General features: G+C 62.4%; 13 protein-coding genes. 2 read left to right on the top strand and 11 right to left on the bottom strand.

Annotated features, from left to right (window positions below; translation table 11 throughout):
- Window positions 1-2: 2 nt before the first annotated feature.
- Window positions 3-707, bottom strand: a complete 705-nt coding sequence (locus M0H32_RS02835) for a Crp/Fnr family transcriptional regulator (RefSeq protein ID WP_248150425.1) — start codon at window positions 705-707, stop codon at window positions 3-5.
- Window positions 708-877: 170 nt separating this feature from the next.
- Here M0H32_RS02835 and hemA point away from each other — a divergent pair, with 170 nt between their 5' ends.
- Both hemA and M0H32_RS02825 read left to right on the top strand, forming a co-directional pair.
- Complete coding sequence (gene hemA, locus M0H32_RS02830; RefSeq protein WP_248150423.1) at window positions 878-2,101, top strand: 5-aminolevulinate synthase; 1,224 nt, start codon at window positions 878-880, stop codon at window positions 2,099-2,101.
- A gap of 222 nt (window positions 2,102-2,323) precedes the next feature.
- The gene (locus M0H32_RS02825) at window positions 2,324-2,707 is read left to right on the top strand and encodes a c-type cytochrome (protein WP_248150421.1); all 384 of its coding nucleotides are present in this window, start codon (window positions 2,324-2,326) and stop codon (window positions 2,705-2,707) included.
- Between the two features lie 278 nt (window positions 2,708-2,985).
- Here M0H32_RS02825 and ampH read toward each other — a convergent pair whose 3' ends face one another.
- From ampH to hisD, 10 genes are all read right to left on the bottom strand, one after another.
- On the bottom strand, window positions 2,986-4,083 hold the full coding sequence (gene ampH, locus M0H32_RS02820) for a D-alanyl-D-alanine-carboxypeptidase/endopeptidase AmpH (protein ID WP_248150419.1): 1,098 nt from the start codon (window positions 4,081-4,083) through the stop codon (window positions 2,986-2,988).
- 139 nt (window positions 4,084-4,222) lie between these two features.
- Entirely contained in the window at window positions 4,223-4,918 is a 696-nt protein-coding gene (locus M0H32_RS02815) for an RraA family protein (RefSeq protein WP_248150417.1), read from the bottom strand.
- Window positions 4,918-5,610, bottom strand: a complete 693-nt coding sequence (locus tag M0H32_RS02810; RefSeq protein ID WP_248150416.1) for an alpha/beta fold hydrolase — start codon at window positions 5,608-5,610, stop codon at window positions 4,918-4,920. Before M0H32_RS02810 ends, M0H32_RS02815 begins: the two co-directional genes overlap by 1 nt.
- Window positions 5,607-6,740: a cobalamin-independent methionine synthase II family protein gene (locus M0H32_RS02805; protein WP_248150415.1), complete on the bottom strand. Its 1,134-nt coding sequence runs from the start codon at window positions 6,738-6,740 to the stop codon at window positions 5,607-5,609. Before M0H32_RS02805 ends, M0H32_RS02810 begins: the two co-directional genes overlap by 4 nt.
- 19 nt (window positions 6,741-6,759) lie before the next feature.
- Window positions 6,760-7,725: a cupin domain-containing protein gene (locus M0H32_RS02800; protein ID WP_248150414.1), complete on the bottom strand. Its 966-nt coding sequence runs from the start codon at window positions 7,723-7,725 to the stop codon at window positions 6,760-6,762.
- A gap of 31 nt (window positions 7,726-7,756) precedes the next feature.
- Window positions 7,757-8,725 (bottom strand): nuclear transport factor 2 family protein, encoded by a 969-nt coding sequence (locus M0H32_RS02795; RefSeq protein WP_248150412.1) that lies wholly within the window; start codon window positions 8,723-8,725, stop codon window positions 7,757-7,759.
- Window positions 8,712-9,743, bottom strand: coding sequence for a LacI family DNA-binding transcriptional regulator (locus M0H32_RS02790; protein ID WP_248150410.1), 1,032 nt, complete (start codon window positions 9,741-9,743; stop codon window positions 8,712-8,714). Before M0H32_RS02790 ends, M0H32_RS02795 begins: the two co-directional genes overlap by 14 nt.
- On the bottom strand, window positions 9,743-10,510 hold the full coding sequence (locus M0H32_RS02785) for an SDR family NAD(P)-dependent oxidoreductase (RefSeq protein ID WP_248150408.1): 768 nt from the start codon (window positions 10,508-10,510) through the stop codon (window positions 9,743-9,745). The genes M0H32_RS02790 and M0H32_RS02785 overlap by 1 nt, the downstream gene beginning before the upstream one ends.
- The gene (locus M0H32_RS02780; RefSeq protein WP_248150404.1) at window positions 10,507-11,556 is read right to left on the bottom strand and encodes an ester cyclase; all 1,050 of its coding nucleotides are present in this window, start codon (window positions 11,554-11,556) and stop codon (window positions 10,507-10,509) included. Before M0H32_RS02780 ends, M0H32_RS02785 begins: the two co-directional genes overlap by 4 nt.
- A gap of 2 nt (window positions 11,557-11,558) precedes the next feature.
- The gene (gene hisD, locus M0H32_RS02775) at window positions 11,559-12,869 is read right to left on the bottom strand and encodes a histidinol dehydrogenase (protein WP_248150401.1); all 1,311 of its coding nucleotides are present in this window, start codon (window positions 12,867-12,869) and stop codon (window positions 11,559-11,561) included.
- Window positions 12,870-12,908: the final 39 nt, after the last annotated feature.

The following is a 12,908-nucleotide window of genomic DNA, read 5'->3' as shown; positions in this document are numbered from 1 at the left end:
GGTCACCCCTTGTGCCAGGCTTCAACAGGATCTTCTTCGGAGAAGGCCCTCAGCCTCTCGATATCCTCGATTTCCGCATGGTTGCGGTTGATCTGCACGCCGACGGATTTCAGCCGGGCGAAGGAGCGCGACAGGCTTTCCGGCTTCATGCCCAGACGGCCGGCGATCAGGAATTTATCGTAGGGAAGCGTAACCTCGCATTTGCCACTCTCCTGTTCGCACAGTTCCAGCAGGAATTCGGCAACCCGTTGCGGCCCGGTCTGCGCCTTGAGCTGCTCCAGCTGGGAGACAAGAGAGTGCAGATGGATGAAGGTCGAGGCGACGACGGAAAGGGCAATCTCCGGGTCCTTGCGCATGGCCTCCAGGATCGCTGTGCTCGGAATGCGCATGACCTCGCAATTGGTTACGGCTTCGGCCGAAACCGGATAGGCGATACCGCGGAAGGCGACCGCCTCGCCGAAACTCTCCCCCTTGGCAAAGACGTTCACCACCGCCTCGCCGCCATTGGGCGCGATGCGGTAAAGCTTCACCCAGCCGTCCATGACGATATGGATCGCCTGGGCGGTCTCGCCCTGCAGGAACAGCGTCTCGCCGCGGTCGTAGGTCCGCCAGCTCGACAGGCTGAGCACCATGTCGCGGATCTCCTGCGGAAAGCTCTTCAACAGCAGCGAGTTCTGCGCGATTTTCCTTTGGCGATCTGTCGGCATGCGTCTTTTCCTGATCGGGTAATACGACAGAACCTCTACCGCGTCCCTGTCGCTTTGCACAATAGCCATATCAGGTCATCGGCGCTTTCCACCGCTTCTTGACTATTGTCATTCAGGCTCCGGTCCCAGGCACTTAGGGTCGTTCCGACATGTGAGAAAGCGGGGATGTCATGGACTATCAAGCTTTTTTCAAGGACCGCCTCAAAGAGCTGAAACAGGAAGGAAACTATCGGGTTTTCATCGATCTTCAGCGCAAATGCGGCAACTTTCCCGAAGCCAGCTGGGCCTGTCGGGACGGGACGAAGGATGTCGCCATCTGGTGTTCCAATGACTATCTCGGCATGGGTCAGCACCCGAAGGTGGTCGCCGCCATGCACGAAGCGGTTGACCGGTGCGGGGTCGGCGCCGGCGGGACGCGCAACATTTCAGGCACCACGCATGACCATGTGCAGCTGGAAGCCGAACTGGCGGACCTGCACGGCAAGGAAGCCGCGCTCGTCTTCACATCCGGATATGTGTCGAACTGGGCGGCGCTCGGGACCCTTGCCGCCCGGATCCCGGGCTGTATCGTCTTTTCCGACAGCCTGAACCATGCCTCGATGATCGAGGGCATTCGCCATTCGCGCGCCGAGAAGGTGATCTGGAAGCACAACGACTTGGCGGACCTGGAAGCAAAACTTCAGGCCGCCGAGCCGGACCGGCCTAAACTGATCGCCTTCGAGAGCGTCTATTCCATGGATGGCGACATCGCGCCGATTGCTGAAATCTGCGATCTTGCCGACCGGTATGGCGCCATGACCTATCTCGACGAAGTTCATGCCGTCGGCCTTTACGGGCCGCGCGGCGGCGGCATCGCCGAGCGGGAGGGCCTTATGGACCGGCTCACCGTCATTGAAGGCACGCTCGGCAAGGCCTACGGCGTTGTCGGCGGGTATATCGCCGCCAGTGCGGAACTTTGCGACTTCGTCCGCAGCTTTGCCAGCGGCTTCATCTTCACGACCGCCCTGCCTCCGGCCATCGCGGCGGCGGCCACAGCGTCCATCCGGCATCTGAAGGAAAGCAACACGGAACGCGAGGCGCACCGGGCCATCGTCGCCCAGGTGCGGCGGCGCCTCGACACGCTTGGCATTCCCCATGTCGACAATCCCAGCCACATTATTCCGGTCATTGTCGGCAACCCTGCCAAATGCAAATTCCTGTCGGACACGCTCCTGGAAGAATTCGGCATCTACATCCAGCCGATCAACTATCCGACCGTGCCCAAGGGAACCGAACGGCTCAGGATCACGCCATCGCCGGTCCATACACCGGGCGACGTCGACCGGCTGGTCTGCGCGTTGCATTCGCTCTGGGCGCAATGCCAGTTGGCAAGGCAACCTATCGCCGCCGAATAGACGGGCTCCGCTTGACGGTTGTCAAGGAGCCGCCAGGCCCGTTCGGCTTTCTTAGGCCGTACAGGCTGACACTTGATACCGGCCGTCCGACAGTGAGGCCATAAGACGAGCCGGCAACGCCGGGCGAACACAGCTTCGCCCGGCCCTTCTCTGCCGCATTGCCTCGGGCCGTTCCCGTTTCGCTCAGACGGCGGGGTCGCGGCAGAAAGGAAAGGAAAACCCATGCGAAACATACTCACCTGCCTTGTCACTCTTGCCGGTCTGCTGGCGGTTCAACCCGCTCTGGCCGACGGTGATGCCGTCGCCGGAAAAAAGGCTTTCAAGAAATGCGCCGCCTGCCACGCGGTTGGTGACGGGGCCAAGAACAAGGTCGGGCCGGCGCTCAACGGCATCGTCGGCGCGCCAGCGGCCCAGGTCGAAGGGTTTAAGTACTCCGCCAACATGGTGGAATTGGCGGAAGGCGGTCTTGTCTGGGACGAGGAAACCCTTGCGGCCTATCTGCACAAGCCCAAGGACGTCGTCCCAAAAACCAAGATGTCCTTTGCCGGCTTGCGCAAAGACGAGGATGTTGCAAACGTCATTGCCTATCTTAAGACGTTTGAATAGGCCTCGACAGCTTCAGAAGCCGATTGAAACCGGGCGTTCCTGGCAGTGGGAACGCCTTTTCTTTGGCAATCCAGCAGCGCTCGCCGGTTTACTCGAACGCGGGGCGCTCCCTATTCCAATTCCAGGTATCTCGCGAAGTGTCGACACATAAATCACCGAATGCCCCGCTGACGCCGCGCCCTGTGACTTTTGAACGCTTGTTTTTCGAGCACGCCGTGTGAGCGCCGCTCGTCTCAGCGAACACTTTCCGGCAGCTGCTGCCTCTTCGCCAGACCCGGTCAGCGCGGTGCGAGCGTTGCGATCAGGTCGTTGACCACATGGGCCATCTCCATGCCGGCGCCGAAATTAAATTGATTGATGGCGATGAACACGCCGACATTGCGGTTGGGCGCGAAGGCGATGTAGCTGAAAACGCCGTCCGCCCCGCCCGCTTTCTGCAGGATCAGCGGCCGGTCGCCTTCCGGCATCATAATGACCCAGCCGAGCCCCATGGTGTTCATGTGCCCGGATTCATCCAGGCCGTAGACCGGCGATAGACCGTCCCGCTGCATCCATGCCGCCTGGCTGAGCCTGCGGGCCTCCATACCCTCAGAACCGAACCGGTCGAGATGCCAGGCAAGGTAGCGCAGCAGATCCTCGGCCGTGGTGTAGATCCGGGAGGCGCCATAGCGCTCCGCAGGGGCCGGCGGCTCCATCCTTTCGCCATTCCAGTCATAGCCCTTGAAAGTGATCTCGTCGGCGGGCCGGTCGTAGCCGGTGTTGTCCATGCCCAGCGGCTGAAGAACACGTTCGCGTAGAAACTCCGGGTAAGGCTGCTCCGCCGCGCCTTCCAGGGCGACGGCCAGAACATCGAAGCCGATGTTGGAATAAAGAGCGCCCTCCCCGGGTGCGTAAAGCAGCGGCAGCGTGTCGACATTGGCGGGGAACCTCTTGCCGCCCTCGGTCTCTTCAGATGGAAAGAGGTCGCGCTGCAAGCCGCCGGAATGGGTCACCAGGTCGATCAGCCGGATTTGCCGCCCGTCATGATCCGGCAGCCCATTCAGGTCCGAACTCCATCTTCCTGCCGGGTCGCTCAAGGAGACCGTGCCGTCGGCGGCAAGATGGGCCAGGGCGAGGCCGGTCAGCGTCTTGGTGATCGAGCCCACCCCGATCCGGGTCGCACCATCCGGCGCTGTCCCGCTGCCCTTGGCAATCTCGCCGAAGCCGTAAATCGCGGTCTCGCCGTCCTTGATCGCCCCGATGATCAGGCCCGGGACCTTGCTGTCGAGAAAGAAAATCTGGCCGGTGAATTCGACGGTGTTGTCAAACAGCGCCTGATCGGACCGCGCAGGGATCGTAGCAGCGACGAAGACAACAAGGGCGGCAAGTAACCTCATCGGACGGTCCTTTGCAGGTTATGGAAACAGGCGTTCCATTCAGGCTAGCGCCCGAAGTGACGTTGCGCAAACATCGACTTACCGTGTGGTAAACCCGTTCCACCGCATTCGAGACCTCGCTATCGCCTTCAAGGCAGGCTTATGTTCTGGCCTTTTCAAACGCGGCCCACGCTGCCTCGAATTTTTCGAAGGAGAAGTCCGGCTCTCTTGCAGGCCCGAGCACAATCTGCTCGGTCTCCAGAAGCTTGCGGATCGCACCGGCCAGGACCGGGATGACGGTTTCCGGGATCACGAGGGCCCCGTGCCGGTCCGCATGAATCAGTTCGCCGGCGAGAATGTCGAGGCCGAAGATCTTCACCGGCGTGCCGATCTCTTTCACATGTACATAGCCGTGGCTCGGGCCGACGGAGCCGGCGACGACCGGAAAGCCGTCAGGCAGATCGCCAAGATCGCGCATGACGCCGTTGGTGAGCGCGCCGGAAACACCCAGTCCCTTGTGAACCGTGGTGTTGATCTCGCCCCAATAGGCGCCGATCGCGTTCGGGAAGTCGACATCCTCGACCACGGTGATCGCCGGACGCGGGCCTTCGGACATGTAGCGGTAATAGTCCATGCGCCGTGCCTTGATCACCTCCGGGGCCTCGGTCGATGGGGCCAGGGCCGAGATCTTGGCCGTTCGGGCATAACCGACCATGGCGCCGCCATCCGGATCGGACGAGAGCATGGTGCCCCGTGTGAAGCGGTTGAAACCGCGCCGGCCTTCGGCCACCTCAATGGCGTTGCAGACGGTCGGCGTGTCGACGGTTTTCAGAAGGTCCAGAAGGTCAGTGTCCATCACAGGTCCAGCCAGGTCTTGAGGGCAGCGGTGACGGCATTGGGCTGTTCCAGCGTGGGCAGGTGACCGGCACCGTCGATGATTTGAAGGGTCGAGCCGGCAATGAGCGCATGCATCAGTTCGTGCCGGTCGCGCGGACAGAGCCGGTCGTCGGCCCCCATGAGAATGAGCGTTGGGCAACGCACCTGTTTCAGCGTTTCCTGCTGGTCCGGTCGGGTCTGAAGGGCGCGAGACTGGCGTTCAAAGACGTCCGGGCCGAGATCGAGCGCCATCGCCATGCAGAGATCCAGCACGTCCTGGCGGCGCGGCCCTTCTGCCAGATAATTCGGCTTCAGCTCGTCGCGCATGATGTCTTTCAAGCGGCCATTGCGGACCGCTTCGATCTGCGGCTCACGCCGCTGCCTGACCTCCTCAAGCTCGGCTCTTGGATTGGTGTCGAGCAATGCCAATCGGTCGATGCGTTCCGGTGCTTGGCGAATCACTTCCATCGCGACGATGCCCCCCATGGACAGGCCAGCCAGGGCAAAGCGCGGCGGTGCGGTTTCCAGAATGTCCACCGCCAGCTCTTCAACGCTTTGCCGGTCCTTAATCGGCGCCAGGTGGAGCGGCACCCGGCCGGACAGGGCGGCAATCTGTGGCCCGTAAAGCCGCGCGTCGCACATCATGCCCGGCAAGAGTACGAGCGGCGTCACGCGCGCGCGCCTGCGATGGACGCGCCTTCAGCAAGCGCGGCCAGCTTGGCATAGGCGATTTCCGGATCGACCGCGCCGAAGCCGGCAAAGGTGCCGAAGCCGCAATCGGACCCAGCGATGACGCGGTCCTTGCCGACAATGCCGGTGAAGCGTTCCAGACGCTGCGCCACCGCTTCCGGATGCTCGACGAAGTTGGTGGTCGTGTCGACGACACCGGGCACCAGGATCTTGTCCTCCGGGATCTCCGCCTTGCGGTCGCGGAAGACCGTCCATTCATGGGCGTGGCGCGGATTAGAGGTTTCGAACAACACATAATTGGCCCGGGCGGACATCAGCGTGGAAAACACTTTGTCCATGGAGATGTCACAGACATGAGGGCCTTCATAGTTGCCCCAGCAGATGTGAATGCGCACCCTTGCCGGATCGATATCGGAGAGCGCATGGTTGAGCGCCTCGACGTGGCTGGCCGCTACCTTGACGAATTCCTCGTCGGACAAATCCGTGAACAGCATGTGCCGGGACAGCGCCAGGTCCGGACAGTCAAGCTGAAGATCGAGGCCGGAGGCTACAATGGTCTCGTATTCCGCCTTCATCACGTCGGCGAGCGCCGCCAGGTAGGCGTCCCTTGTGGGGTAGAAGTCATTCTGCAGGAACAGCGAGATCACGCCCGGCGAGGCCGCATTCATGAAGCCGCGGCCAGCGCCGTGTTCGGCCATCGCCGCTTTCAGGTTGGCGATGTCTTTCTCCAGCTCCCCCTGCCCTTTAGACCGGACCTCGCCGGTGCACATGGGCCTTGCGTATTTCGGCGTGCCGCCGCTTTCGGCGATCCGCTTCAGAAAGCTCGGATAGAGCTTCAGATCGGCCGGCGCGTTGCGCGGGCTGTCGCCGGAAAAGCCGGTATAGCGGTCCTTCACATAGGTGGCATAGGAGATCTTCGAGGTCTCGCCGTCGCTGACGATGGAAACGCCGGCATCGACCTGTTTGCGCACGGTCTGCGAAACCGCCTCCGTCATCGCTGCGTCGAAGTCCGCCTCCTCATAGGGCGTGCCGTTCTCGCGGGCAAAAATGAAATCGACGACCTTTTGCGTGCGCGGCAGCGAGCCGACATGGGTAACCTCAAGCGTGCTCATGGGGGCCTCCCTTGTTGTTTCAGCTGACCCAGGTCGGTCCGGCCGGATCCGCCGTGTTCATCGCGCGGAAGAGGCTGGCTTCACCACTCATTGACGGGGCAAGGCTGTGTTCGAGACCCGGCGGCACGGCGCAGGTATCGCCCGGTGCCAGCACCTTTTCGCCATCCGCCCAGGAAAGCTTCCAGTGGCCGCGCATGACCATCAGGATCTCGTGAGCCTGGAGCGTATAGGCCGTTTCCGGGATCGAGCCGCGGGTCAGGAACTCCACTTCGAAGCCAGGCTTGTCCTTCAGGAGCGCCGTTTCGCCGATGACCTTGCAGGGTCTTTTCGCGGCGAGCGCCATCATGTCCCAGTAGCGCGCAACGTAATCGCGGACCACAGCCTCGTTGCCGGGCTCCGGGAAGGCTTTCAACTCGTCATCGCTCAGGAGAGGCATCGGCTTGACACCTTCGGGAAGCGACTGGCCCTTCTTGCTGTCATAGAGCACGCCGTTCTCGCCGAGGACCAGGCCGTGATCCCTGGCATCCTCGATCACCTGGGGCGCCCAGGTGACGCCGCCGCCGGCATCATCGCCGCCAAGGATCGCCATGATCATGCCGTAGTCGGTGCCGATGTTTTCAAAGCCCCGGAAGATGCCGGTCGGAATGTTGAAGATGTCGCCTTCTTCCAGCACCACTTCTCCGGCGGTGCCCCAGCGTCCCCAGAAGAACCGCCAGCGGCCCTTCAGCACGAAGAACACTTCGGCAGTGGTATGCGAATGCAACGAGTTGCGGCATTTCGGCGGCTGGCCGGCCGCGCCGATGTTGAAGCCCGGCGTTTCCTTGATATGGACATGCTGGTCCGGGCTTTCGGACACACCACCGCCGATGATGGTGAAATTCTCCTTCTGGTCCGAGCCCGGCGTGTGGGCATCGATAAAGGCGGTGCGGCAGGGTTTCAGATCGCCATAGCGGACAATCCGGGTTTCCATCTCTTCAGGGCTCATGACAGGACCTATTGAGGGGTTGGGCTGGCGATCAGCCGGTTTTGAGTGCGATCTGCTTCCAGATCGACGTTTCATCGAAAAGCACGTATTCGCGGCGCAAGCCCCAGGGGCCGAATTCGGCGTGGGCCGCGCCCATCACATAGACCTCGGCTCCCGTTGGCTCGCCGAAGGCACCCCAGCCGTCATGCTTGCCGTGCAACGACCAGCGCAGGGCCGCACGCGGCGGCATCAGGGGATCGTCGCGACCGATCTGGTGTTCGATCCGGAAGGTGGCCGAAGGAAAGCTGGCGCGCAGGCCCATCCAGAACCGGTCGGCATCGCCCCAGGAATAACCGTTGACGCCGCCCGGATAGGCGAGCTGGCAGGCGCGGTCGTATTCGGTCTCGATGGCGGCCATGTCGGCGCCCATGATGCGGCCGAGAATGTCGGCGTATCTGGCGCCCCATTCATTGTCGTTGCCCTTGCCCTTGTAGGGACCGGGCTGGTCGATGGCCGACGTGAACGGCCGGACGCAATCCTCCGGCCCTCCCTGGCGCTCAATCAGATCCCGCGCATAGGCGGCCGGATCCCAGCCCATCTGGCGCACGATCGCGCCCTGGTCGCGGATCAGCCATTCGTCGTTGATCTGGTTGTTGATGGCATGGCAGTCGGCGATGATCCGGTATTGCAGCTTCTTGCCCGTCGCCTTGCCATAGACACCGTCGCCGAGATGGGTGGCGGTGGAAATGATCCGGTGGGAGGAGAGCATGCCCTCCTCCGGCGTGCCCGACCAGATGACGTCTTCCCCCAGCAGCGTCCGGTCCGGGAATTCGGCCAGGGTCGCCATGGTCGCGCCGATGACGTCCTTGTTGCCGACCACGACGGAGGCGGGCGAGCGTACGACGATGTCATCGGAATAATAATGGTGCAGGGTCGCGATCTTGCGGTCTTCCCAGATCTCCTTGGTGATCCCGATGATGTAATCGGGGAAATCGGACCAGCGCGGGTCAAAGCCTTTCATCGGGCCATCCTTCGGGTAAGCGTGCGGAACCGCGGATCATCAGCGGTCCGTCGATCTTGATTTTCTGAACATCCTGGCTGCCTTCCTCGATCCAGCCGAGCAACGTTGAGACGGTCGCCTCGACCATGCGGTTGGAGGGTTGGCGCAGGGTTGTGAGGTCATAGGCCGGCCAGGCGGCCAGCGGCACGTCGTCATAGCCGACGACGGACACATCGCCGGGCACGTCGAGTTTCAGTTCGAAGCGCAGCACGTCCATCACGGCAAAGGCCATGTGATCGTTGCCGACAAACACCGCGTCGGGGCGATCCTTGGCCGAAAAGATGTCCCGCGCCGCCTGGGCCGCGATATCCCGCTTGTACATGCCATCGATACAGACAGAGAGCTCGAGACCGACCTCTCTCAGGCCTGCCCGGAACCCAGCCTCGCGGTCGCGCCCGGTGGACGAGCCTGACCAGCCGGCAATGTGGGCGATTTTCTTGTGGCCACCGGCGGCCAGGAAGGCGGCGATCTTGCGCCCGCCCTCGAAATTGTCCGAGGTCACCTGGTTGAGACGGACGTCGTCCTGGCCACGGTTGAACAGCACCACCGGCACGCCGGCCGCCGCGCAGCGCGAGGTCAGCGCGTTGGACATGGCGACAGAGGCGGTGATGATGCCGTCGACCTGATAATCCAGGAGTTCGCCCATCACCTTGTCGATGCCGTCGTCGTCGTTCGAAACCATGAAGACGAGGATGTGATAGCCGTGGGCCTGGAGCGCATTGGAGAGCTTTTCCAGCGCGTCCGGATAGAACTGGTTGTCCAGATAAGCCACCACCAGGCCGATGATGCGCGAGCGGCCGGTGATCAGCGAACGCGCCAGGACGTTCGGCCGGTAACCAAGCTCCTCGGCGGCCTTCAGCACTTTCTCGGCCATTTTCGGCGAGACGGAGGCGCCAGGCGTGAACACGCGGCTGACCGCCGACTGGCTGACGCCGGCCTTCTTGGCAACTTCGATGGAGGTGACTTTCTCGTTTGCCATCAGTCAGCCGTCCAGCCTCCGTCGACAAGCAGCGATGTTCCCGTCACCAGGGACGAGGCGTCGCTGGCGAGATAAAGCACTGCGCCCATGATGTCCTGGACCTCGCCCGTCCGGCCGAGCTTGATTTTCTCCTCGATCCACTTGACGCGGTCGGGATTGTCAAAGGTCGGTTCGGTGAGCGGCGTGCGGATGAAGGTCGGGCAGATCGTGTTGACGCGGATCTGTTTGGGACCGAATTCCAGCGCCATTGCCTTGGTGAAGCCTTCGACGGCGAATTTGGAAGCGCAATAGACCGCGCGGTCGATGCCGCCGACATGGGCCATCTGCGAGGACATGTTGATCAGGGAACCAGGCCTGCCCGCTTCAATCAGGCCTTTGGCGACCGCCCGGGTCACGAAATAGGCGCCACGCAGATTGACGTTCATGACGCGGTCGAAATCCTCCGGGGTGGTCTCGGTCGCCGGCGTGTGCAGGGCAAAGCCGGCGCTGTTGACCAGGACGTCGAACGGTCCGTTTTTTTCGACACTGACTTCGACTTCCAGGACATCTGCAATGTCGAGCTGCAGCGCGGAAGCTTTCCACCCCCTTGCCGTCATGGCGTCGACCGCGTCTTTCAGTCTGTCTTCCCGCCGCGCCGCCAGCACAACGTCGCCGCCGGCCTCAGCAAGGGCGGTGGCACAACCCAGGCCGATGCCGGAGGAGGCGCCGGCAACAAGAACGCGTTTGCCGGCAAGAGAAAAGCTCGGGGTGGAGGGAAGATCGATCATGACAAGGCAACTCCGGTTTCTGGATCAAAGCCACAGCGGGCCTTGTTGAATTCCCGAAGCCGATGAAAGACGTCAACACCCAATTGCTCGTAAGCGTCCAGAAGATCGACCAAAACCCAGTTTTCCCGGATCAAGCCGTTCTCCACTCGCCAGAAATCCAGGCTGCGCATGGTGATCTTCCTGCCCGAGGGAGCAATGCCCATCCAGCCGTCATGGCTGACAGTCTGGATCATGTTCGGCCAGCCGGTGACTGCGGCATAGTCGCGGTCGCCGAAAAAGTGGTACTCGATCTCGTCGACATATTGGCCCCGGTCGGGCATGCCGTTCAGAAACGGGATCTGGTGCCAGTTGCGGAAACCCTTGATGCCGCGGCCAGTGCCGATGCCCGAAGGGCCGTACCAGCTCATGCGCGGATGCCAGAACCTCGGCATTTCCATTACTTCCGGCCCGCCCTGGGACGGGTGTTTCTTCAGATGCTCCAGCATGTCGATGATGTGCTGGCAGGTCCGTCTGCCTGCCTCGTCGTCATAGGGCCCCGGCACGATGCCGTCCTCGGTCGCCGGGCCCGGTACATGCCACTCGCGGCCAAGGCTCGGCGCCATCGGCCAGGCCTTCGCCTGCATCATCACTTCCGGAATGTCCCACAGCGCCTGGAATTCGACCACCTTGCCGTCGACAAAGCGGTAGAACTCGTGAAAGCGCATGGCGACCTGGTGACCGGTCGCGGGAATGTCGAGCCACGGCGTTTCGAAGGAGCCGGTGTAATAGCCGCCGCAGCCGACCCAGTCGTTGCCTTCCGGGGTCGGGCCGGCCATGACGATGGTGTCGCGGCGCTCCAGATCCGGAATTGCCTTGAAGAGCGGTGCATAGGCCTTGTCGTAAAAGGCGTCCGTGCCGGTGGTGTCGCCAAACGGGTGGCACAGACGGAAAAGGACATCCGACGCGCAGACATCGGACAGCGCCTTTCGCACGGTGCCTTCCTCGAAGTCGTACATCGCCGCCCGCAGCGGAGCAATCAGCGCCTTGTGGTGGGTATGCCGGTCCATGGTTATTCGGCGGCCTCGCCGTAAGGCACGTTGCCGCCGCCATAGCGGCGCACCCGGATGTTGGCCTGTTCGGCGTGCCCCACAAATCCTTCCAGCATGCACAGACGCGAGCAATAGGCTCCGATTTCAGCGGCGGCCTTGTCGGTCAGCACCTTTTGGTAGGAATGGGTCTTCAGGAACTTGCCGACCCAGAGCCCGCCGGTGTAGCGACCCGCCTTCTTGGTCGGCAGGGTGTGGTTGGTGCCGATGACCTTGTCGCCATTGGCCACATTGGTGCGTGCGCCCAGGAACAGCGCGCCGTAGCAGGTCATGTTCTCAAGGAACCAGTCGTCCCGGTCGGTCATCACCTGGACATGCTCGGAGGCGATGTCGTCGGCAACGGCGAGCATCTCGTCATAGCTGTCGCACAGGATCACTTCGCCGTAGTCCTCCCAGGACTTCGAGGCGGTTTCCGCTGTCGGCAGGATCTTTAGGAGGCGGTCGATCTCCGCCATGGTTTCCGTGGCAAGCTTGCGGGAATTCGTCACCAGCACCGCCGGCGAATTGTAGCCGTGTTCGGCCTGGCCAAGCAGGTCGGTGGCGCAGAGTTCCGCATCGACGGTTTCGTCGGCAATCACCATGGTTTCCGTCGGACCGGCAAAGAGATCGATGCCGACCCGGCCGAACAGCTGCCGCTTTGCCTCGGCGACAAAGGCATTGCCCGGGCCGACCAGCATGTGCACCGGGTCGATGGTTTCGGTACCGAGCGCCATGGCACCGACTGCCTGGATGCCGCCGAGGACGTAGATCTCATGCGCCCCGCCCAGATGCATGGCGGCAATGACCGCCGGGTTCGGCGCGCCCTTGAACGGCGGCGTCGCGGCGATGATGCGCGGCACCTTGGCGACGGACGCCGTCGCCACGGACATATGCGCGGAGGCCACCATCGGGAACTTGCCGCCCGGCACATAACAGCCGACCGATTGCACCGGGATGTTTCTGTGTCCCAGGATCACACCCGGAAGGGTTTCCACCTCGATGTCGAGCATGGAATCGCGTTGCGCCTGGGCAAATTTGCGCACCTGCTCCTGGGCGAACTTGATGTCTTCCATGTCCCGTGCCGAGACCTGGTTCATCAGCGCCTCGATTTCGGACGGGCTCAGGCGAAAGGACGACGGCGTGTAATTGTCGAATTTTTCGGACAGCTCGCGCACGGCGGCATCGCCGCGGGCCTCGATCTCCTTGAGTGTTCCCTCCACGATGGAGCGAACCTTGGCATCGTCCTCGGAGCGTTCCGTCTCCGGCTTGCCGCGCTTCAAATACTCAATCGCCATGTTTCTTCCCTTTCGAGGCGCGGACCGGAGGGCTTCTTT

Source organism: Roseibium sediminicola (assembly GCF_023156505.1).
In the GTDB taxonomy this organism is placed as follows: Bacteria; Pseudomonadota; Alphaproteobacteria; order Rhizobiales; family Stappiaceae; genus Roseibium; species Roseibium sediminicola.
This window is presented reverse-complemented; position numbering and strand designations above follow the sequence as displayed.